Origin of the sequence: Sphingomonas gilva (genome assembly GCF_003515075.1) — a bacterium.
GTDB classification, from domain to species: Bacteria; Pseudomonadota; Alphaproteobacteria; order Sphingomonadales; family Sphingomonadaceae; genus Sphingomonas; species Sphingomonas gilva.
Window position 1 is genome coordinate 112,413 of record NZ_QWLV01000005.1, and the last position, 21,616, is coordinate 134,028.

Consider the following 21,616-nt stretch of genomic DNA (forward strand, 5'->3'; position numbering starts at 1 on the left):
CGCAATTTCAACCGCTCGGGTGCCCGCGCCCGTGACGGTCACCCCCAGCGGAGAGGCCGAGACCTACGAGTCGAACGCCTCCCACCAGCACAGCCGCGAGCAGGGCATCCTGAAGCTCTGCGCGGGGGCGATCGGCATCGTCTTCGGCGATATCGGCACCAGCCCGATCTACGCCTTCCGCGAGACCTTCGCCGGGCACCATCCGCTCGATCCCGATGCGCTGCACATCTACGGCGTGCTGAGCCTCGTGTTCTGGTCGATGATGCTCGTCGTCACGATCAAATACGTCTCGATCATCATGCGCGCGGACAACCGCGGCGAGGGCGGCAGCCTGGCGCTGCTCGCGCTGATCAACCGCACCACCGGCGGAAAGCGCTGGACCGCGCCGATCGTGCTGCTCGGCGTGTTCGCGACGGCGCTGTTCTACGGCGATTCGATGATCACCCCGGCGATCTCGGTCCTGTCGGCGGTCGAGGGTCTGACCGTGGTCGAAGCGAGCTTCGATCCCTGGGTGCTGCCCATCGCCATCGGCATTCTCGCCGGCCTGTTCGCCATCCAGTCGCGCGGCACCGCCAAGGTCGGGGCGTTGTTCGGCCCGATCATGCTGACCTATTTCGCCGTGCTCGCCGGCCTCGGCGTCTGGCATATCGCCGACAATCCCTCGATCCTCTACGCGCTCAACCCCTGGTATGCGGTGCAGTTCTTCCTGAGCGACGGGTTCATGGCGTTCCTCGCGCTCGGCTCGGTCGTGCTCGCGGTGACGGGGGCGGAGGCGCTCTATGCCGATATGGGGCATTTCGGCCGCAAGCCGATCGGACTCTCCTGGCTGTGCTTCGTCCTGCCCGCGCTGATGCTCAACTATCTCGGCCAGGGCGCGATGATCCTGAGCCAAGCGCCCGAAGTCGCCGCCCAGACGATCAAGAACCCGTTCTTCCTGCTCGCCCCGCAGGAGCTGCGCCTGCCGCTCGTCATCCTCGCGACGATGGCGACGGTCATCGCCTCGCAGGCGGTGATCTCGGGCGCCTTCTCGGTCACCCAGCAGGCGATTCAGCTCGGCTTCATTCCGCGCCTCAGGATCACCCACACCTCGGCGAGCGCGGCTGGTCAGATCTACATCCCGGTTATCAACTGGGCGCTGATGTGGATGGTGATGCTGCTTGTCGTCACCTTCCAGTCCTCGTCCAACCTCGCCGCGGCCTACGGCATCGCGGTGACCGGCGCGATGCTGATCGACACCTGCCTTCTGGCGGTGGTGCTCTTCTCGCTGTGGAAATGGAACAAGGCGATCGCGGGCGTGCTGCTCGCGGTCTTCTTCTTCGTCGATCTCGCCTATTTCGGCGCGAACCTGACCAAGGTGCCCGATGGCGGCTGGTTCCCGCTGCTCGTCGGCTGCATCGCCTTCACGCTGCTCACCACCTGGGCCAAGGGCAGGAAGCTGATGATCGAGCGGATGCGCGAGGCGGCGATGCCGATCAAGATCTTCATCTCGTCCGCCGCCAATTCGGCGACTCGCGTGCCCGGCACGGCGGTGTTCATGACCTCCACGCCCGACGGCGTGCCGCATGCGCTGCTCCATAATCTGAAGCACAACAAGGTGCTGCACGAACGCGTGATCCTGCTGACGGTGAAGATCGCCGACGAACCGTTCATCAAGCAGGAGACGCGCTGCATGCTCGATGATCTGGGCAACGGCTTCCACCGCCTGATCATCCGCTACGGCTTCATGCAGGAGCCGGACGTGCCGGCGGCGCTGATGCGCCTGACCGGCTGCGGGCCGGAGTTCAAGATGATGGACACCAGCTTCTTCCTCGCTCGCCAGACGCTGCTGCCCGCCTCGCGGCCCGGCATGGCGGTGTGGCGCGAGAAGCTGTTCGCCTGGATGCTGAGGAACGCCGAAAGCGCGATGGAATTCTTCCGCCTGCCGACCAACCGGGTGGTCGAACTGGGCAGCCAGGTCGAGATTTGAGGATACCCCGCAAAGTGGTGCTTTGCGGGGGCCCCGAATGAAGGCGGCGCCGATCATCGTATCGGCGCTGTTCGGCACGGAGGATTTCGCTTTCTTCGACGGTCTGCGCCGCGCGCATTATCCGCCCGAGCGCAACTGGCTCGACGCACATCTCACGCTGTTCCACCACCTGCCGCCATCGGTAGAAGCGGAGCTCAAGGCGCGGCTGACCGAAGCGGTGCGCGCACCGGCACCCACGGCCAGGCTGGCCGGCATCATGTCGCTCGGCAGAGGCGTGGCCTTCCGCATCGAAAGCGCTAGGCTCGAGGCGATCCGCGAGGAACTCGCCCAGGCGTTCGCCGGCCTGCTGACGCCGCAGGATCAGGCGGCCTGGCGCCCGCACGTCACCGTGCAGAACAAGGTCGCGCCGGATGTCGCGCGAGCGCTGAAGGCGAGGCTGGAGGCCGGGTTCCAACCGCGCCCGCTGCACATCGCCGGGCTCGCCGCCTGGTGGTATCGCGGTGGCCCGTGGGAGCCGCTGTCGCGCCACATGTTCCGCGGTTGACCGGCCCGCGCGCCGATCCTATAGGGCCGCTTCCCCGCGATGGCGCGGGCGCCCTTGGGGCGGAGTAGCTCAGCTGGTTAGAGCAGCGGAATCATAATCCGCGTGTCGGGGGTTCAAGTCCCTCCTCCGCTACCATCATTATCATCCGGCCAAGACTTTCCATCCGCCCGTCACGCTTGGCGGACGGGCCGCGATGCGCCATCTAGGCGCGAATCGATCCACCTATCGCCGGAAGCGCCATGACCACCCATTCGACCCGCATGCTCATCCTCGGCTCCGGTCCCGCCGGCCTTTCCGCCGCGATCTACGGCGCGCGCGCGGGAATGCGGCCGATCGTGGTGCAGGGCATCCAGCCCGGCGGCCAGCTGATGACCACCACCGATGTCGAGAATTATCCCGGCTTCCGCGACGTCATCCAGGGCCCGTGGCTGATGGAGGAGATGCAGGCGCAGGCCGAGCATGTCGGCACGCGACTGATGTACGACACCATCGTCGAGGTCGACCTGTCGAAGCGCCCGTTCCGCCTGATCGGCGACAGCGGCGATGTGTTCGAAGGCGATACGCTGGTGATCGCCACCGGCGCGCAGGCCAAATGGCTGGGCCTCGATAGTGAGACGGCGTTGCAGGGAAAGGGCGTAAGCGCCTGCGCCACCTGCGACGGATTCTTCTATCGCGGCAAGAAGGTGGCGGTGATCGGCGGCGGCAACACCGCGGTGGAGGAGGCGCTCTACCTCACCAACCATTCGCCCGACGTCACCCTGATCCACCGCCGCGATTCGCTGCGCGCGGAGAAGATCCTGCAGGACCGGCTGTTCGCCAATGAGAAGATCGGCGTGCTGTGGAACAAGGCGGTCGAGCGCTTCGTCGATGGCGGCGGCACCGCCGGCCTCGTCGCGATCGAGCTTCGGGACACGGTGACCGGCGAGTTGTCCACGCTCGACGTCGAAGGCGGCTTCGTCGCGATCGGCCACCATCCCGCGACAGAGCTGTTCCGCGGGCATGTCGCGCTCGACAAGGACGGCTATATCGAGGTCGAGACGGGGTCCACCCGCACCAACATCCCCGGTGTGTTCGCCTGCGGCGACGTGATGGACAAGGTCTACCGCCAGGCGGTGACCGCCGCGGGCACCGGCTGCATGGCCGCGCTCGACGCCGAACGCTGGCTCGCCGAGGTCGAGTTCGAGATGGCCGAAGCGGCGGAATAAAGGGAGACGCCCCCTCGCTTCAGTCCCACCAACATCCACCGTCGTCCCTGCGAAAGCAGAGGCTTATCGAGGCAAGCCATTGAGCGTCGCGCATGTGGAGGGCAGGAAGATCGCATCTTCCACTTTGCCGCCCATCGCGCGCCCACGGCCAGATTGAGCAGCATGGACTACGACGCATCGAACGGCCAGCGGGCCGCGCTCTTGCCGTTCCTGGCATAACCATGGACCGGCGCGATTTGTCTCCGGATCGTTGCCGACATGCTCCATAATGTCGATCTCGCCGCCGTCGGGCCAGCCGCGCTCCGCGCCCAGCACCCAGCTCGCCTTGCCCTGAGTGATCAGCCGGCGTCCTCGACCCGCGCACTCTCCGGACCGTCACCGGCGTAATATTGCAGCTCGTCATTGTACCAGCCAGTCTTGTTGGCGTGTATGTTTCAGACCCACGTCGCCGGATCGGGCGCGCCGTCCTTGTCGATTTCTTCGGCCCAGACAAGCATGTAGCGCTCGGGAACTTGCGCTGCGACCGGGGCGGCGATCAGCGCGAGCGCAAGGAACGATAGGTCCTTCATGGTTCGACCTTGACCGATCGGCTGGCGCGCTTGCCGTCGGGCGAGCGCGTGCGCAGCGTGACGGGGCCGCTCACGGCGACCGGCGCGGTGTAGCGCTGCCACGCGCCCTCACCGACGCGATACTCGATCGCGATGCCGGGCAATTCGGTATTCGCCTCCAGTCGGCCGTCTGCGATGCGCGCGCCGGGCGGGGCGAGGCGGTAGGCGATATCGGCCTTGTCGAGCGCGGGCAGCTGCGCCGCCGCGCGCGCGGTGAAATCGCGCCAATCGGCGAGGATCGCGGCGCGATCGACCCTGGCGTCGCCATGCGCATAGGTCGCGCCCGCCACATAGGGCGGCTCCCAATCGGCGCGATGCCAGGCGCGTTCGGCGAGCGCCATCAGGCGCGGGAAGAACATGTACTCGACCTGATCGTCGCTGCGGATCGTCTCGCTCCACAGCTGCGCCTGCATCCCCGCCATGCCGCGGCCGGGCTGCAGCGGCGCGCTGTCGGCGAGCTTGCCGGGCCGCGCCTTGATGTCGAGCGCGACCGCGGCGTTGGCCGGCAGGTTCTCGGGCATGAAGGCGAAGGTCTCGAACGGCTCCACCTCGCGCGCCGCCCAGTCATAGCCGCGTTCCATCGGGTGCGGCGCATAGGGCATGTCGAGATAGGCGATGTCGGGGATGGAGATGACCGTCTTCCACCCGCGATTGGCCTGGTTGTGCGCCTCCGCCACGCCGCCGCCGAACAGGCCGCCCCAGATGTTGGTCTGCACCCCCTTGGGCATGTTTTCGGGCTTGGTATGCCCCATCCCGTCGCTCCAGCCGGCGGCGGCGATGCCCTTCTTCGCCAGATCGTTCGACACGCGTTCGATGAAATGCGCGCCGAGTTCGGCGGGCTTGAGGCCGGTCTTCGCCATCATCGCCTTGCACGCCGGGGATTCGCCCCAGGCGCCGGCGGTCTCGTCGGCGCCGATATGATAGGTCTTGAGCGGCAGCCCCGCCTGGCGATGCAGCGCCGCCACCTCGTCGATCATCGTGTCGAGGAAACGGTAGGTGCTGTCGATGCAGACGTTCAGCGTGTTGTCGTCATAATTCTGGATGCTGCGATATTCGGTGGTGTCGGCGGGCTCGACCAGCCGGTAGCGCGCCGCCTCGGCCGGCTTGCCCGCCGCCGTCAGCCGCTCATGGCGCACCTCCATCGCGCGGATCGCCGCGCGCGAGTGCCCCGGCATGTCGAATGACGGGATCACTTCGATATGCCGCGCCTTCGCCGCCGCCAGCAGCTCGAGATAATCGGCCTGGGAAAGGAAGCCGTTCACCGGCGCCTCGGGATCCGGATCGGCGCCGAGCTGAGGCTGGAGGCAGCGCGTCTCGCTCGCGTCGAAGCAGCGGAACGCGCCGATCTCGGTCAGCTCGGGCAGCGCCTTGATCTCCATCCGCCAGCCTTCGTCGTCGCCCAGATGCAGGTGGAGCGTGTTGAGCTTGAAGACGGCCATCTGCTCGATCAGCTTCAGCAGCAGCGCCTTGCTGTGGAAGTTGCGCGCGAAATCGATGTGCAGCCCGCGAAAGCCGAAGCGCGGCGCATCCTCGACCGTCATCGGCGCGACGCGGCCTTTGGTGTACGCGGCCTGCTGCGCGAGCGAGCGCAGCGCGTGGCTCGCGCCTGCGGCGTCGCCCGCGACAATGGCGACGGCATTGTCCTTCACGGTCAGGCGGTAGCCCTCGGCGCCCAGCGCGCGATCGATGCCGATCGTCAGCGGCACATTGCCGGTTCCGAGCGCGAGCGCGTCGAGTGCTGGCGCGACCGCTTCGCGCGTTAGCCCGGTCAGCCGCAGATCAACGCCGCGCGTCAGATCGACCGGCGCGCCGTCGCCGGGCTTCACGCTGCGCGGCGCGGGCAGGATAGCGTGCGCCGGCTCGCCGCCCACACCGCGTTCGGTATTGATCGCGAACGCCCTTTCCGGCGTGCGCCACCGCGTGCGATCGTCGGGCGCGGCGGTGGCGAGCTCGGCCTCGTCGGTCATCGGCGCGACGAAGGGAAGATATTCGAGGCCGGTCTCGGGATCGATCGCCGGCCGGCTCGCGGCGATCACCCGCCCCTGGAGGCCGGGCAGCATCAGATGCGCATTGGGCATCGGATAATAGGTCGAAAAGAAGTGCCCCGTGCCGGTCAGGCGGATCCGGTAGGTCGTCGCCGGGCGCAGCGTCTTGCCCGGCTTCAATGACAGGGCGTTGAGATCGCCGTTGATCAGCCGGTTCTCGAACGTATCGCTTTCCGCTGACAGCACGCGCGCGACATAGCTGTAGCGCAGCTCGATCGGCGCGGTCGCCAGCGCCCGCGGCAGCTCCGCCGGTGTGGTGATCGCGATCTCCGAGATGAAGCAGCCGCCGGCGTTGCCGGGGCAATCGACGGGATTGTTGTCGATGATGGTGAAGCGGTAGCCGAGCTTGCCAGCGAGATCGTCGAGCTGGGTCTGCGCCGGGCCGGCGGATTGTGCGAGGGCAGGGGCGGACACGCCAAGGGCCAGCACCGCAATCAATCGCCGCATCTCGATCTCCCTTTGTAATTGGATATAGATTTGTCATACTGAAATTGCTTGGTCAACGCTGATCGAATTGCGATCTGCCATTTTATATTGGATGGATTGGTCTGGTGGAGGTCATATTGTGCGTATTCTCAACCTCGGTCTCGGCGCAGTGCTGCTCCTGGGCGCCGCCGCTCAAGCGCAACCCTCGCAGCCCGTCTGGGTAGGCTATCTGCCGGTGTTTCGCGGTCTCGAAACGGTGACGGCGCGCGCGGACATGACGCACTACACGCATATCAACCTCGCCTTCGCCAATCCCGCGCCCGACGGCCGGATAGTCGACGGCGATGCGATGGCGTGCATGGAAGGCGGCGCGCAGGGCGACGTGACGCTCGCGGAGCTCGATGCCGCGATCGGCCGGGTCAAGGCGGCCGGCGCCAAGGCGTTGTTGTCGCTCGGCGGCGGGACGATCCCCGGCTGTTCGGGCGACTGGGCCGAGTTGCTGGCCCCGGAACGTCGCCCGGCGGTGGTGCGCAATCTCGTCGCGCTGGTCGATGCGCACGGGCTGGACGGGATCGACGTGGACATAGAGGGTGCGCTCCTGACCGCGATCGACAAGGCCGGCAACTATACCCCCTTCATCGCCGAGCTTGGTGCGGCGATGCGCGCGCGGGGAAAGCTGCTGACCTGTGCCACCGCCTCCTATCAGGGCGGAATGATCCCCAGATCTTCGGTGCCGTGGTTCGATCTGGTCAATGTCATGTCCTACGACGCGATCGGGCCGAGCTGGGGCTCGCCCGGCGCCGAGCATTCCACCTTCGAACAGGCGCAGCGCGACCTGGCGCTGTGGCGCGAACGCGGCGTCGCGCGCGAGAAGCTGGTGCTGGGCGTGCCCTTCTACGGCTATGGCTTCGGCGGCTACCGGCCCAACCATGCCTATCGCGACATCCTCGCCGAACACGGTCCTGCGGCGGCTAACGACGTGATCGGCGAACGTTGCGCGGGCTGCTCCTACGTCACCCATAACGGCCCGGCCACGCTCGCCCGCAAGGCCGCGCTGGCGCAGGCGGAGGCGGCGGGCGTCATGGTGTGGGAGATCACGCAGGACACCGATGACGCCGCGCTGATCCGCGCGATGAGGGCGGCGTTCGCCCGGGCCGCTCAGCCCGATAATACCAATTCATCACCTATCGATTGACTGGCGGCGAGCCTTGGGTCACATCTCATTTCTCGGACAGGTGAAGGAACGGACATTGTCGCTGCGTGAACTGGCGGGGCCGCTGGCGAAGGAAGACCCGACACCGCTCTACCTGCAGCTGCAGCGCGTGCTGCGCGATGCGATCGCCGAGCGCCATGTCGAGGCGAAGGGCGCCATCCCGACCGAACGCGAGCTCGCCAACGATTTCGACGTGTCGCGCATCACCGTGCGCAAGGCGGTCGACGGGCTTGTCGGAGAGGGGCTGCTGACGCGGCGGCGCGGCGCGGGCACCTTCGTCACCGACACGCGGGTCGAGAAGATCTTCTCCAAGCTGTCGTCCTTCTCGGAGGACATGATCTCGCGCGGGCGGCGTCCGTCGAGCAGCTGGGTCAGCCGCGCGGGCGGCGCGGTGACGCCGGAGGAGGCGCTGTCGCTCGGGTTGTCGCCGGGCTCGCTGGTCTATCGCTTCCAGCGCATCCGCTATGCCGACGACGTCTCGATGGCGCTCGAATATTCGACCATCCCCGGATATTGCCTGCCGTCGGTCGATGTCGTCGAGCATTCGCTCTACGACGCGCTCGAACGTCACGGCCACCGCCCCGTCCGCGCGCTGCAGCGGCTGCGCGCGGTCGCCTTCAGCGCGGAGCAGGCCGAGCAGCTCGGTATCGAGGCCGGGCAGCCGGGGCTGTTCATCGAACGGCGCGGCTTCCTTGCCGACGGGCGGGCGGCGGAGTTCACCCAATCCTATTATCGCGGCGACGCCTATGACGTGGTGGCGGAGCTCAACGCGCCCTAGGCGCCGCAATGCGCGGCGATGAAGTCGGCGTGACCTGGCAGCCCGGCGATCATCTGGGCGCAGCGGGCCTCCAGCGCCGCGATGCGATCGCGCACGAGCTTGCCGTCCAGCGCGCCGACCAAGGGATGATAAGCCGACGCCGCGCAGCCCTGGCCGGTGAGGATGGCGTACCAGTTGGTCGGGCCGAACAGATCTCCCCGCTCGTACAGGACTGTCCCCGTCGCGCGGAACACCGCGATACGCTCGGCAAGGCTTTCGGGCAGCGGCGCTTCGCCGATCGCGCGCCAGAAGGGCGTATCGATGCCCGAGGCGACCGCGTAATGTGCGACGACGAAGTCGCGCACGCCTTCATATTCCGCCTGGGCTTCGCGATTGAACCGCTCGGCCAGCCGCGGATCGACATGATCGCCGGGGAACAGCGCGAGCAACCGGATGATCGCGGTCTGGATCAAGTGGATCGACGTCGATTCGAGCGGTTCGAGGAACCCGCCCGCCAGCCCGATCGCGACGCAGTTGCGGTTCCAGAACAGGCGGCGATGCCCGGCGGTGAAGCGCAGCCTGTTGGGCTCGGCGAGCGGCTCGCCGTCCACCCGCGCCGCCAGCAGGGAGGCGGCCTCGTCATCGCCCAAAAAGCTGCTGCAATAGACATAGCCGTTGCCGGTGCGGTGCTGGAGGGGAATGCGCCATTGCCACCCCGCCTCGCGCGCAGTCGAGCGGGTGAACGGCGCGGGATCGGCGATGCGCGCGGTGGGCAGGGCGACGGCGCGATCGCAGGGCAGCCAGCATGTCCAGTCGACATAGCCGGTCTCCAGCGCCCCTTCGATCAGCAGCCCGCGAAATCCCGAGCAATCGACGAACAGGTCGCCCGCCACGGCCGCGCCCGAAGCGAGACGCACCGCCGCGATGTCGCCCGATTCGCCATCGCGCTCGACCGCGGTCACCTCGCCCTCGATCCGCGCCACGCCGCGCGCCTCGGCATATCCGCGCAGGAACGTCGCATAGCGCGCCGCATCGAAGTGGAAGGCGTGGTGGAGTGGACCGTGGCGCGTGTCCCGGGCGAAGCGTCCCTCACGCGCGGCGGCGGTTTCGGGATTGATCCGCGCGATATCGGGATCGCCGCCTTCAGCCAGGTGGCGCAGCCAGACATGGTGGAAATCGGCGCCCGCCATGTCCGGCCCGAGAAAGCCGAAGGGGTGGAAGTAGCGCGATCCTTCGCCGTTCCAGCCGACGAATTCGATCCCCAGCTTGAAGCTGCCCGACGTCGCGCGGACGAATTCGTCCTCGTCGATGCGCAGGTAGCGGTTGAAGTCGCGGATCGGCGGCACGGTCGCTTCGCCGACGCCGACCGTCCCGATCGAGGCGGATTCGATCAGGGTGATGGCGTGCGTCGTGCCCAGCCCGCGTGCGAGCGCCGCGGCCGCCATCCAGCCCGCGGTGCCGCCGCCGACGATGACGACGCGCCGGATCACGCCGCCTCGCGTGCCGCCTGGTGAGGGATCATCGCATCCACCTTCTGCTTCACCCCCGAAAGCATCGCCTGCAGCCGTCCGATCAGCTCGGCGTCGGGCAGCCGATCGGCCTGCGGATCCCATGAACGCGGGACAATGCCGTGGCCGATCAACGACGCGTACCAGCTATCGGCATTGAAGCTCTCGTGATTATGCTGGGCCAGCATCGCGCGCGCGCCGAACAGGTCGATCTTGGCGGCAAGCTCGGCCGAGACGGGCGCGCCACGCGCCGCGTCCCAGAAGTCTTCACCGGCGCGACCGTTCAGATGGTAATGCGCCGCCTGAAAATCGCGCACGCGCGCCAGATGCGCGACGACATCCTCGTTGAAGATGCCTGCCTCCACCATGTTCTCGCGATCGACCGGCAGCAGCGATATCAGGTGCGATATCGCTATCTGATGGCGGTGCAGTTCGACCGCGTCGATCGGATCGCCGCCCGCCGCCGCTGCGCCGATCGCCACGCAATTGCCGATCCAGGGCCGCTCGCGGATGCGGTCGCCGATATGGCGCAGCGCGATATCCGCCTTCCCTGTCTGCGCGCGGAGCAGCCGCGCCGCCTCGTCGTCGCTCATCGTGTCGCCGGCATAGGCCAAGGCGACGCCGGTGCGGCTCGCCAGCGGAAACAGCCCCACCCAGCCCGCGCGATGGGCGGCGATGCGGCTGTAGAGCGGCAGCGGCGCGAGCGGCGGCGCGCTCGCAGTCAGCATCCGGTCGCACGGCGATCCGCGGCCGGCGACATATCGGGGCGCGGGATCGAGCGCGCCGATCAACGCGCCCGCGCCGTCACCCGCGTCGACATAAAGGTCCGCCTCGATCGTCTGTCCGTCGGAAAGCCGGACTCGTGAAACATGGCCCTCCGCAGCCTCGGCGCACGGCGCTGGATCGCGCAGCGCCTTGATCCCCATCCGCGCCGCATGCCGCGCGAGCAACCTTTGATAGCCAGCCGCGTCGAGGTGATAGCCATGCGGCCCCGCCGGATCGATCCGGCCCAGCCGCGCGCCCGCCGCGGCCGCGTTGAACGCCTCGAACCCGACGCGCAGGCCGCCGGCGCGCGCGCGGACCCAGAGGGGCGCAAAGGGCAGATCGCCGATCGCCTCGCCGGTCTCGCCATAGCCATGGATGAACGCGTCCTCGCCGCCCGACCAGCCGGCGAACTGCTGCCCCAGCGAGAAGCCCGCATCGGCATGGCGTATCAACTCGGCGTCGCCGATGCCCAGCAGCCGGTGGAACCGGGCGAGGTCGGGCAGCGCGGCGACGACGTCGTGCGACGGTCCGGCGGAGGGAGTCTCCACCACCGTCACCGCCAGACCGGTCGCGGCGAAGGCGCGGTGCAGCGCGATCGCCGCCAGCCATAGCGGCGGGCCGCGCCCGACGATCGCCACGCTGCGGACGGGGCGGGCCATCGTCACGCGGGAAGCGGGTCCGCCGGGCAATAGCCGCGGACGAACTCGTCATGGCCGGGCATCGCCTGCACGCCCGCTTCGATATCCGCGCGCAGCGATCTGAGCCGCTGAACCAGATCGGCCGATGGCAGGCGATCGGCCAGCCGGTCATGGCCTTGGGGAACGACATTCTGTCCGACGAACACAGCGTGCCAGCTCGGCGCGCCGAACAGCCCGTCGCGATAGGTCGCGACATGGCCGCGATGACGGAAACGCTCGATCTTGGCCGTCAGCGTATCGGGCAGCGCCATTTCCCGGCAGTGCCGCCACAGCTCGGAATCTTCGCGCTGGTTGGCGTGATAATGGAGGATCAGGAAATCGCGAATCCGGTCATATTCGACGTCGATCGTGCGGTTGAACTCGGCGACGAGCGCAGGATCGGGACGGCGGCCGCCCGGCAGCAGCGTCAGCAAATAGATGATCCCCATCTGCACCAGGTAGATGCTGGTCGATTCGAGCGGCTCGAGGAAGCCGCTGGCCAGCCCGATCGCGACGCAATTATGCTTCCACGATAGCGCGCGCTTGCCCGCCTCGAAGCGCAGCACGCGCGGAGACGCCTGCGCCGCGCCGTCGAGATTGGCGAGCAGCGTCTCCGCCACCTCGTCGTCGCCGATATGCGCGCTCGAATAGACGATGCCGTTCCCCGTGCGGTGCTGCAGCGGGATGCGCCACTGCCAGCCCGCCTTGCGTGCGGTCGATCGCGTATAGGGGGTAAAGGCGCCGGCGCGATCGCATGGAACCGCCTGGGCGCGGTCGCACGGCAGCCACTCCGCCCAGCTTTCGAACGGCACGCCCAGCGTCTGGCCGATCAGCAGCGCCCTGAAGCCCGAGCAATCGACGAACAGGTCGCCCGCGATCACCGCGCCTGAGGCGAGCGCGACCGAGGCGATGCCGTCATCGCGCTCATCGCGCGCGACATCGACGATCCGCCCCTCGATCCGTTCGAGCCCGCGCGCCTCCGCCCAGCCACGCAGGAAGCGGGCGTAGAGGAAGGCGTCGAGATGATAGGCATAGGAATAGGCGGTGCGGATATCGGGCGCCCCGCCGCTCTCCGGCTTGGTGAAGCGATCTGCCTTCGCCGCGGCGATAGGAAAGCAATAGTCCGAAAGCGCCTCCGCATGGCCGGTCGCCCGCGCGCGCGACCAATATTGGAAGAAGTCGGCGTCGCCGATCGGCCGGCCGAAGGTGCCGAACGGATGGATATAGCTCTCGCCGGGCTTGCCCCAGCCGACGAACTCGATGCCCAGCTTGAACGTCGCCTGCGTGGCCCGCATGAATGCGACCTCGTCGATGCCGACGAAATCGTTGAACTCTTTCATCTGTGGCAGCGTCGCCTCGCCGACGCCCACCGTGCCGATCTCGTCGGATTCGATCAGGCGAACGCGGTAGCGGCGGGGATCCAGCTTGGCGATCAGCGCCGCGGCGCACATCCAGCCGGAGGTGCCGCCGCCGACGATGACGATATCAACCGGTTTGCTCATCCGCCGATCAGACTAGAGGCGCTGTCGCCATGGTAAAGGGGCTTGGCCGGAAGACGCTACGTCCCCCGGCCGCGCCCCCTTGGCCTTCACAACGTCACGCGGATGCCCGCCTGCACGCGCCGATCGTTCTTGAACCAGGACGCGGGCTTGAGCGTGCCGTCGCTGTCGATCTGCTGCTTCAACACCGTATCGGTGCCGAGCAGATTGCTGCCCTGTACGCTCAACTCCATCCAGTCGGTCACCCGGTAGCGGATCGAGGCGTCGAAGAAGCCCGCTGAATCCTGCCACATCGGCAGGCCCACGCAGCAATCGACCGCGGTGACGAGATATTCGGATCGCCAGTTATAGGCCGCGCGCACCGACAGCCGGCCCTTCTCGTACATGCCGATCAGGTTGAACGAATGGTCGGAAATGCCTTCCAGCGCGTTCGCCTTGACCGCCGTGGTGTCGTAGCTGACGCCGTTGCCGGCTGTGCCCGCGGCGGTCTCGCTGACCAGGTTGATGGTCTCGATCCCGTCATTGTCGACATAGGTGTAGTTGGCCTGCACGCCGAACCCGTCGAGCGGCGAGGGGAGGAAGTTGAAGAAGGTGCTGAAGGCGACCTCGACGCCCTTGATCTTGGCCCCGTCGCCATTGTCGGGGCGCTGCATCAGCACATCGCGGGTCACGCCATTGTTGGTGACGGTCAGATTATAGGTGCCGAGCTGAATGTAGTTCTTGAAGTTCTTGTAGAACACGGTGCCGGTCAAGGAACCGGACGCATTGAAATAATATTCCAGCGTCAGGTCGAACTGGTCGGCCACGATCGGCTTCAGATACGGATTGCCCGCTCGGCCGGTATATTGGAAATCATAGGCGATCGCTTCGCCCGCGTCGTTATAGGTGATCAGTGGATTGTTGCGGTCGGCTAGGTTCGGTGCGACCCGGCTGACCGTTTCATAGTTGCGCAGCAACCCCAAGTCGGGCCGCGACATCGCACGCGAATAGGCGAAGCGACTGACCAGCTTGTCTGTCAGATCGAGCTTGAGATTGAAGCTGGGCAGCGCATTGAAATGCTCCACCCGGACCCTGCCCGGAATGACGGTGCCGTCGTTGAAGGCGATCTCGTCTGGCCCGGTAACGCAACCGGCGGTCGCGGTTGGATTTCCGTCGGGATCCTCCCCTCGCTGGCAAGACAGCGCAGCGGAATCGAAGGCGCTGGGGAACGTGAACGAACCGTCGGTTTTTTCGCGGGTCCAAACCAGCCGGATGCCAATATTGCCCGATATACCGATATCGCCCATTCGCGCATTCGGCCCGCCGAATTTGAGCATGGCGTAGGTCGCCATGGTGCGCTCGCTGATTCGCAGCACCTCGCTCGGCAGGTAGCAGCCAAACTCGTCCGTCACGGATTCGCCTGCACGTCCCGGATTGCCCTGGCCTGAGCAGATCGGATAATATTCGCCGACACCGATCGACGGCCGGCCGAGCGCCGCAGCCAAATCTTCGCGATTCTCTAGCCTGTCCATGTTGAAGAACACGAAATCATTCACATTGAGCTGGTTGCCTGCGAAGAAATCGTCACTGAAGCCGGCCGTCTCGTAACTCCCGGACGGATAGATCGGGCGATCGATGTTGAAATAGGATGCCTGGGTATAGGTCCAGTTGTTGGCGATGTTCGCCCAGTTATACGCACCCCACTTCACTTCCTGGTCTCGGTCAGCATAGCGAACACCCATGCGGAGTGAATGGAGCCAATCCGAATCGAACTCGTAATCGGTATCCAGCCTCAGCGCGATTTCCTCGCCCTCGCTGTCCTCGGTATGATCGGTGACGGCGTAATAATGATAGTTGTTGGGATTGGCGATCCCGCCGCTCGAAAGATTGATGTTCTCACCGACGTCGGGAACGATCTCCAGGCGCGGATATTCGCCTGACAGGTCGACATAGGTGTTGGCGAACGTGCGCGTGGTGACAGAAGCGTTATAGTTCTTCACCTCCGACGTGACATATTGCACATCGAAGCGCAGCCCCAGACGGTCGCTCACGTCCCAACGGAAATTGGCGCCGATATCCTGGGTATATTGCTTGTTGCGAAGCGCGTTCGAAGCCGCATCGATCTGCGGCGCGCGCCGTTGCCCTTGGGTACAGGTCGTTTCCCAGGTATAGCAACGGTTGAAGAACGCCTCGCCATCCTCGTTCACGCCGAGGCCAAGATTGGCGTCGCCTTCGCCGACATAGGGGCGGATGGGCGACCACCATCCGGTGAGGAAATTGCCCTCGTCGTCAAAGGTGAACGGATCGGTGCCCGTCAGAGGCGCGATCAGCGTCGGGTCGGTGACCACATAGTCGGTCGGCAGCCCGAACAGGTCGAACGCGCTTGAGTAGACTGACCGCTCGCGCCAGCTGTTGTCGTATTGAGAGCGATTATATTGAAGCGACAGCTCCTTGCCGCCGTCGTTGGAGCGCCACTGCGCCGCGGCGGAAATGCCGTAGCGCTTCCTGTCGTACAGATTGTCGCGCATCCAGATGCCGCTAGGGATATATTGCTGCCCGGGTCCGAAGACATAGGTGGTGTTGCCCTCCGCGTCGGTCCCTTCGGGCAGGTCGAAAATGCCCATGCGGTTGAACTGCACGCCCTGGCTGCCGGTCTTCACCTGCGAATAGGCGCCGTTCAGCATCACGCCGAACTCGCCCATGTCTGTCTCGAACCGTTTCGAGAAAATGCCGGAAAAGGCCGGCGTCGCTTCCTCCGCGATGTCGCCGTAGCTGAGATCGGCGGAGACGGAGAACAGGTCCTTCTGGTCGAAGGGCAGGCGCGTGCGCAGGTTGATCGTGCCGGCGATGCCGCCCTCGATCAGCTCGGCGGTCTGGTTCTTGTACGTGTCGACGCCGGCGAGCAGCTCGGGCGAGATGTCCGAATAGGAAAGCCCGCGGCTGGAATTGGCGGAAAAGGTGTCGCGCCCGTTGAACTCGGAGCGGACCTGGGGAAGCCCGCGGACGATCACGCCCGAAGGTTCGGCGGAGAAGTGCGAGGTGTCGTCGGTGCCGGCGAAGCGGCTGACGGTGATGCCCGCCACGCGCTGCAGCGCCTCCGCGACCGACTTGTCGGGGAAGGACCCGATCTCGTCCGCCGTCAGCGAATCGACCACCGTGTCCGCATTGCGTTTACGCGCCTGCGCCGATTCCAGGTTCTGCCGAATACCCATGACGATGATGTCGTCGGGGGTCTGGTCGTCCTCGGCCGGCGCTTCCTGAATGCCGGGCGCCTGCGGGTCGGCTTCGGTCTCTTGCGCCGCGGCGGGCGCCGCGACCATTGCCAGCATGGCCGCGCCGCACACCCCGCTCATCAGCCTGGCCCGTTTGAAAGGTGACGTTTCCCCACAACGCTTCATGTGCCGCTGCTCCCTAGCTCTTTCTATTTCGGGCCCCCGCCCGGCACGAGCGATTGGTTATGACCAATTCGCCTTTGGCACTTTCCAATAGACTACAAACTTCTTACAGTGTCTATCATAAAATTGCTGTGCGGCGGGACGCGCTGTATCGGGATTGCGCAACGTACGGGGGATGCGGTGGCGGATTACAATCGGGGCCGATTGGTATCGCTCGACGCGCTGCGCGGTCTGGCGGTGATGGGAATGATCCTGGTCAACTCGGCCGCCGGCATGTTCTACGGTCAGCAGGCAACGGTCTATTCGACCCTGCTGCACGCGAGCTGGCAGGGATTGACCCTGGCCGACACGGTATTTCCAGCGTTCCTGATGATGGTCGGCGTCTCCATCCCGATGGCGCTTGCCCGCGCCAAAACGGGTGGCGGGCTGGACCGCGCACAGGCGGAGCGGATCGGCGGGCGAACCATCCGGCTGTTCGTGCTCGGCTTCCTGTTGTCCAACATCTACTGGTTCGCCGACTTCGAATCCGGCGAATGGCGGCTGTGGGGCGTGCTGCAGCGCATCGCGCTGGTGTACGGCGCGTGCGCCGCGCTGTTTCTCGTCGCCGGAGCGCGTGCCCGGATCGTCCTCATAGTCGCAGTGCTCGTGCTGTATTGGCCGCTCACGCTGGTTCCCGCGCTGGACGGCCTGCCCAACGACATATGGCAGCGCGGCCATAACTTCGTCGCCTCGGTCGATCGCGTGCTGCTGGGCGCCGGCGGGCATAATTATGTGAAGGGCCCCGAGGGTTACGACCCTGAAGGGCTGCTCGGCACGCTTCCCGCCATCGCGCACGGCCTGATCGGCGTCGCGCTCGGCGAATATCTGATGCGCCGCGAGCGCCGCTTCGCCGCCATGCTCGCCGCGGCTGGCGCGGCGATGTTCGCCCTGGGGCTGGTGTGGGGTCTGGCGTTCCCGATCATCAAGGACATCTGGTCCAGCAGCTTCGTCCTCGTCACCTGCGGGCTGACGACGCTGGCGCTGGTGGGGTTGCACGTCCTGCTCGACGGCCGCGGCCCGGAAAAGGCCGATTGCTTTCCCGTGAGCGTGGCGACGGCCTTCGGATCGAACGCGATCGCCGCCTATGTGCTGCACATGGTGACCGGCAGCCTGCTCGGCTGGGATCTGCTGCTCGCGCCCTATCGATGGATGCTCGGCTGGGCGCCGCCCGCCATCGCATCGCTCGCGCCGGTACTGATCTACATGGCGCTCCTCTGGGCCTTCGTCGCCTGGTTGCGCCGCAACGGCTGGATCATCAAGATTTGAGGGGAACGGGCAGGGGAGGCTCACAATGATTCGATCGGCCATTCTTGTGCTGGCGATGCTGGCGTCCGCACCGGTCGCGCTGTCGGCGCAATCGGAGACGATGCTCAACACGCCGTCGGTGGAAAGCTGGAACGTCTACGGTGCGGGCCAGACGCACAAGCTGCGCAAGGACGATAATGTGCAGGGCGGCGGCGCGATGCGGATCGACGTCGCCAAGGCGCAGGCGAACGTCTGGGATGTCGGCGCATCGACCCCGATCAGCGGCGCCATCGCCAAGGGCGACCGTCTCGTCGTCGCCTTCTGGGCGAGGCTCGAATCGGGAGGCACGGGCGGCAGCGCCGAGATCCCGACGATCCTCCAGGTGGCGAGCCCGCCTTACGCGCCGATCGTCGCGGGCAGCGTGACGCTTGGCGGCGAATGGAAGCTGGTCAGCATCACCGGCACCGCGGCGGCGGATCACGCCGCCGGATCGACCAATGTCGCCTTGCAGCTCGGCGGCGCCGCGCAGAAGATCGATCTCGGGCCCGCCTTCGTGATGAAACTGGCGAAATGACGATGCTTTCCCGCCGCGCGCTGCTCGGATCGGCGCTCGCGCTTTCCACTCTGGCGACGCCGCTGCGCGCATCCGGAAAGTCGCCGGTCGAGCGGCACGGGCGGCTGCGCGTGCAAGGCAATCGCATCGTCGGCGATCATGGCCGGCCGGTCCAGCTCGGCGGGATGTCGCTGTTCTGGAGCCAGTGGATGGGGCAATTCTACAATGCCGATGCCGTCCGCTGGCTTCGCGACGACTGGAACATCTCCGTCGTCCGCGCCGCGATGGCAGTGCATCAGGGCGGCTACATGACCAACCCCTCCCGCGAGCGCGCCAAGGTGGAGGCGGTGATCGAAGCCGCCGTTGAACTCGGCGTCTACGTCATCGTCGATTGGCATGCCCACCAGCCGGAGCCAGAGGCGGCGGCGGATTTCTTCGCATCGATCGCGACCAGATATGGCGGCCATCCCAACATCATCTACGAACCCTATAACGAGCCGTTGCCCGAACATGGGTGGAAGACCGTCCTCATGCCCTACCATCAGGCCGTGGCCGCGCGCATCCGCGCCGCCGACCCCGACAATCTGATCGTCGCCGGCACGCGCAGCTGGTCGCAGGAAGTGGACGAGGCGGCCGCCGACCCGCTGGGCGACGCCAACACCGCTTACACATTGCATTTCTATGCCGGTTCGCACGGCCAGCACTTGCGCGACAAGGCGCAGAAGGCCCTCGATCGCGGCGTCGCGCTGTTCGTCACCGAATGGGGAACGAGCGAGGCGACCGGCGACGACCGGCTGGCCTGGAACGAAAGCCGCGAATGGCTCGATTTTTTGAACGAGCGGAGCATCAGTCACGCCAACTGGTCGATTGCCGACAAGGATGAGACATCCGCGGCGTTGCTCCCGGGCGCGGCGGCAAAGGGAGGCTGGAAGGACGAGGCATTGTCGCCATCGGGCCGCCTCGTGCGCGAAATGCTGCGTCGTCGGAGTGCGATCGGTTAGAACAATTCTCCCTGCGGCCCGCTCGGCTTGCGGAACAGGTCGGTCCTCAGCCGCATCTTCTCGCTGTTGCGTTCGATGCCATGCTTCCGGCGCGCGATCAGGAAGCGTGTGCGCAGCAGGTCCGCCCAAGGGCCGGACCCGCGCATGCGGGTGAAGTAGCCGGGATCATTGTCCTTGCCCTCGCGCAGCGACTGGATGGTGGCCATCACCTTGCCCGCGCGTTCGGGAAAATGCGCGTCCAACCAGGCGCGGAACAGCGGCGCGACCTCCCAGGGCAGCCGCACCGGGATGAAGGAGACGCCGATCGCCCCGGCCTCCGCCGCGCGGCCGACGATTGCCTCCACCTCGTGATCGGTGATCGCGGGGATCACCGGAGCCATGTTGACGAAGGTCGGGATGCCCGCATCGGCCAGCCGCCGCACCGCGGTCAGCCGGCGTTCGGGATGCGGCGCGCGCGGCTCGAGCGTCATCGCGATCCGCGTGTCGAGCGATGTGACGGAGATCGCCACCCCCGCCAGCCCCTTGGCCGCCATCGGCGCCAGCAGATCGATATCGCGCACCACCCGGTCCGACTTGGTGGTGATGACGACGGGATGATCGCATTCGGCGAGCACCTCCAGCACGCCGCGCGTCACGCGCCACTTGCCCTCGATCGGCTGATAGGGATCGGTGTTGGTCCCCATCGCCATCGGCGTGCACGTATATGAGGGCTTGGCGAGCTCCGCCCGCAACAGTTCGGCGGCGTCGGGCTTGGCGAACAGCCTGGTCTCGAAATCGAGCCCCGGCGACAGATCGTGAAACGCGTGCGTCGGCCGCGCGAAGCAATAGACGCAGCCATGTTCGCAGCCGCGATAGGGATTGATCGACCGATCGAACGGCAGGTCCGGCGACTGATTGCGCGCGATGATCGTTTTCGGTCGCTCGACCGTCACGGTGGTCCGCAGCGGCGGCGGCGCGCCATCGATCCCCTCGCGCGCGTCAAGCCAGTCGCCATCGGCCTCGCGCGCGGCGAGATTGAAGCGGTCGCTCAGCATGTTGAGCGTCGCGCCGCGCGCCGGCCGTCTCGTCTGGACCATGAACCAGCGATAGACCCATCTCTAGAACATATCAAGAACAACAATCGCACTTGCGGCGATCCGCGTTCGTTGCCAGCCTCTGCGCCGGGGCAATGGGGAGTCAGCAATGAGACGACGTTTCTTTTGCGGCGCGGCGGCGTTGTGGATCGGGTCGACGGCGGCGAATGCCGCGTGTCCGGCCAACACGGTGTGTGCGGCCGATCCGCAGACCGTCGTCGCCGCGCTCGCCGCTGCCGGATTCAAGGCCAAGCTGGACAAGGACTCGACCGGCGACCCGACGATCGCCAGCGCCGCGTCGGGCTATGATTTCGACATCTACTTCTATGGCTGCAAGGCGGGCAAGGACTGCACCTCGCTGCAGTTCCGCGCCGGCTGGAAGGCCGCCGACGTGCACACGCCCGATTACGCCAACAAGTGGAACGCGGTGAAGCGCTTCGCCCAGATGTCGGTCAAGGAGGACAAGACCATGTCGCTATCCTACGACGTCACCACCGAAGGCGGCATCAATCCGGCCAATTTCGCCGACGTGGTCGACTGGTGGCAGGTGATGCTCGGTGAGGCGTCCAAATTCTTCGCGGAGAATGGGTGAGGGGCTATTCGCCGTATTCGGCCTCCACGGGAGCGCCGTCGAGGATCGCGGCGATCCGCCTGGCATAGTCCTCCATCACCGCGACGATCTCGCTCGATCGCAGCGTCCGCGGCTCGGGATCGATCGCGCAGATCGTGCCGAAGACGCTGCCGTCCTCGCGGATGATAGGAAGCGAGATATAGCTCTTGAAGCCATAGAGGATCGGCACCGGATGCGTGCGCCACTGCTGCTCGGCATCGACATCGTCGATGATCACGCCCTTGCCGGTCCGCCGGATATCGTCGCAGATCGTCGTCTTGATCGCGAGCTCGTCGCCGGGATCGAGCCCGAACTCGATCCTGTCCGCCACCTGGCAGGCAATCCATTGTTCCTCGGTCACGCGTGCGACCGCGGCGAAGCCCATCCGCGTGGTGCGGCAGACTGCCTCCAGCATCGTCCTGATCGTGTCATCGTCGCGCAGCAGCGCGAACTCGTCCGGTGTCATCTGCCCCCTCGATCGCGCGAATATGACCGAAGGGATCGGCGG

General features: G+C 66.3%; 18 protein-coding genes and 1 tRNA gene. 10 read left to right on the forward strand and 9 right to left on the reverse strand.

All coding sequences use genetic code 11. The features are described from left to right. The first annotated feature begins 106 nt into the window (after positions 1–106). The 4 genes from D1610_RS11785 to trxB all read left to right on the forward strand — a co-directional run bounded on the left by D1610_RS11785 (position 107) and on the right by trxB (position 3,715). Positions 107–1,966, forward strand: a complete 1,860-nt coding sequence (locus D1610_RS11785; RefSeq protein WP_245942205.1) for a potassium transporter Kup — start codon at positions 107–109, stop codon at positions 1,964–1,966. Between the two features lie 37 nt (positions 1,967–2,003). After that, a complete protein-coding gene (locus D1610_RS11790) occupies positions 2,004–2,510 on the forward strand; it encodes a 2'-5' RNA ligase family protein (RefSeq protein ID WP_118864389.1) in 507 nt (168 codons plus the stop codon). A gap of 58 nt (positions 2,511–2,568) precedes the next feature. Next, positions 2,569–2,645: transfer RNA gene (locus D1610_RS11795), tRNA-Met, on the forward strand. A 104-nt stretch (positions 2,646–2,749) separates the two neighbouring features. Further along, positions 2,750–3,715 (forward strand): thioredoxin-disulfide reductase, encoded by a 966-nt coding sequence (gene trxB / locus D1610_RS11800; protein ID WP_118864390.1) that lies wholly within the window; start codon positions 2,750–2,752, stop codon positions 3,713–3,715. Between the two features lie 63 nt (positions 3,716–3,778). Here trxB and D1610_RS17105 read toward each other — a convergent pair whose 3' ends face one another. The 3 genes from D1610_RS17105 to D1610_RS11810 form a co-directional block, all read right to left on the reverse strand. Next, positions 3,779–4,030: a hypothetical protein gene (locus D1610_RS17105; RefSeq protein ID WP_182466805.1), complete on the reverse strand. Its 252-nt coding sequence runs from the start codon at positions 4,028–4,030 to the stop codon at positions 3,779–3,781. Between the two features lie 119 nt (positions 4,031–4,149). Then, complete coding sequence (locus tag D1610_RS17525; protein ID WP_281268977.1) at positions 4,150–4,284, reverse strand: hypothetical protein; 135 nt, start codon at positions 4,282–4,284, stop codon at positions 4,150–4,152. Next, positions 4,281–6,815 (reverse strand): family 20 glycosylhydrolase, encoded by a 2,535-nt coding sequence (locus tag D1610_RS11810; protein ID WP_118864391.1) that lies wholly within the window; start codon positions 6,813–6,815, stop codon positions 4,281–4,283. Before D1610_RS11810 ends, D1610_RS17525 begins: the two co-directional genes overlap by 4 nt. Before the next feature lie 118 nt (positions 6,816–6,933). On the opposite strand from D1610_RS11810, the gene D1610_RS11815 reads away from it, so the two are divergent. Further along, positions 6,934–7,989 carry a glycosyl hydrolase family 18 protein gene (locus tag D1610_RS11815; RefSeq protein ID WP_182466806.1) on the forward strand — a complete coding sequence of 352 codons (1,056 nt, stop codon included), beginning with the start codon at positions 6,934–6,936 and terminating at the stop codon, positions 7,987–7,989. Positions 7,990–8,044: 55 nt separating this feature from the next. Continuing rightward, positions 8,045–8,785, forward strand: coding sequence for a GntR family transcriptional regulator (locus D1610_RS11820; protein ID WP_118864393.1), 741 nt, complete (start codon positions 8,045–8,047; stop codon positions 8,783–8,785). On the opposite strand, the gene D1610_RS11825 is transcribed toward D1610_RS11820, so the two are convergent. The 4 genes from D1610_RS11825 to D1610_RS11840 all read right to left on the reverse strand — a co-directional run bounded on the left by D1610_RS11825 (position 8,782) and on the right by D1610_RS11840 (position 16,521). Beyond that, positions 8,782–10,254, reverse strand: coding sequence for a tryptophan halogenase family protein (locus D1610_RS11825; RefSeq protein ID WP_245942185.1), 1,473 nt, complete (start codon positions 10,252–10,254; stop codon positions 8,782–8,784). The two genes, D1610_RS11820 and D1610_RS11825, sit on opposite strands and share 4 nt — an antisense overlap. Beyond that, complete coding sequence (locus D1610_RS17400; protein WP_118864395.1) at positions 10,251–11,696, reverse strand: tryptophan 7-halogenase; 1,446 nt, start codon at positions 11,694–11,696, stop codon at positions 10,251–10,253. The genes D1610_RS11825 and D1610_RS17400 overlap by 4 nt, the downstream gene beginning before the upstream one ends. Positions 11,697–11,698: 2 nt before the next feature. Then, positions 11,699–13,216: a tryptophan halogenase family protein gene (locus tag D1610_RS11835; RefSeq protein ID WP_118864396.1), complete on the reverse strand. Its 1,518-nt coding sequence runs from the start codon at positions 13,214–13,216 to the stop codon at positions 11,699–11,701. Positions 13,217–13,302: 86 nt separating this feature from the next. Continuing rightward, positions 13,303–16,521, reverse strand: a complete 3,219-nt coding sequence (locus D1610_RS11840) for a TonB-dependent receptor (protein WP_182466807.1) — start codon at positions 16,519–16,521, stop codon at positions 13,303–13,305. 246 nt (positions 16,522–16,767) lie between these two features. Here D1610_RS11840 and D1610_RS11845 point away from each other — a divergent pair, with 246 nt between their 5' ends. Genes D1610_RS11845 through D1610_RS11855 form a run of 3 tightly spaced genes read left to right on the forward strand, consistent with a single transcriptional unit; the run spans position 16,768 to position 19,425 of the window. Beyond that, complete coding sequence (locus D1610_RS11845; RefSeq protein WP_222927002.1) at positions 16,768–17,892, forward strand: acyltransferase family protein; 1,125 nt, start codon at positions 16,768–16,770, stop codon at positions 17,890–17,892. Positions 17,893–17,917: 25 nt separating this feature from the next. Then, positions 17,918–18,445 carry a hypothetical protein gene (locus D1610_RS11850; RefSeq protein ID WP_118864398.1) on the forward strand — a complete coding sequence of 176 codons (528 nt, stop codon included), beginning with the start codon at positions 17,918–17,920 and terminating at the stop codon, positions 18,443–18,445. After that, complete coding sequence (locus D1610_RS11855; protein WP_222927003.1) at positions 18,442–19,425, forward strand: glycoside hydrolase family 5 protein; 984 nt, start codon at positions 18,442–18,444, stop codon at positions 19,423–19,425. Before D1610_RS11850 ends, D1610_RS11855 begins: the two co-directional genes overlap by 4 nt. Here D1610_RS11855 and D1610_RS11860 read toward each other — a convergent pair. Beyond that, on the reverse strand, positions 19,422–20,501 hold the full coding sequence (locus tag D1610_RS11860) for a PA0069 family radical SAM protein (RefSeq protein WP_118864399.1): 1,080 nt from the start codon (positions 20,499–20,501) through the stop codon (positions 19,422–19,424). The genes D1610_RS11855 and D1610_RS11860 overlap by 4 nt on opposite strands. Positions 20,502–20,607: 106 nt before the next feature. On the opposite strand from D1610_RS11860, the gene D1610_RS11865 reads away from it, so the two are divergent. Then, positions 20,608–21,090 (forward strand): YbjN domain-containing protein, encoded by a 483-nt coding sequence (locus D1610_RS11865; RefSeq protein WP_118864400.1) that lies wholly within the window; start codon positions 20,608–20,610, stop codon positions 21,088–21,090. A gap of 4 nt (positions 21,091–21,094) precedes the next feature. On the opposite strand, the gene D1610_RS11870 is transcribed toward D1610_RS11865, so the two are convergent. Beyond that, the gene (locus D1610_RS11870; RefSeq protein WP_118864401.1) at positions 21,095–21,574 is read right to left on the reverse strand and encodes a GAF domain-containing protein; all 480 of its coding nucleotides are present in this window, start codon (positions 21,572–21,574) and stop codon (positions 21,095–21,097) included. Between the last annotated feature and the right edge of the window lie 42 nt (positions 21,575–21,616).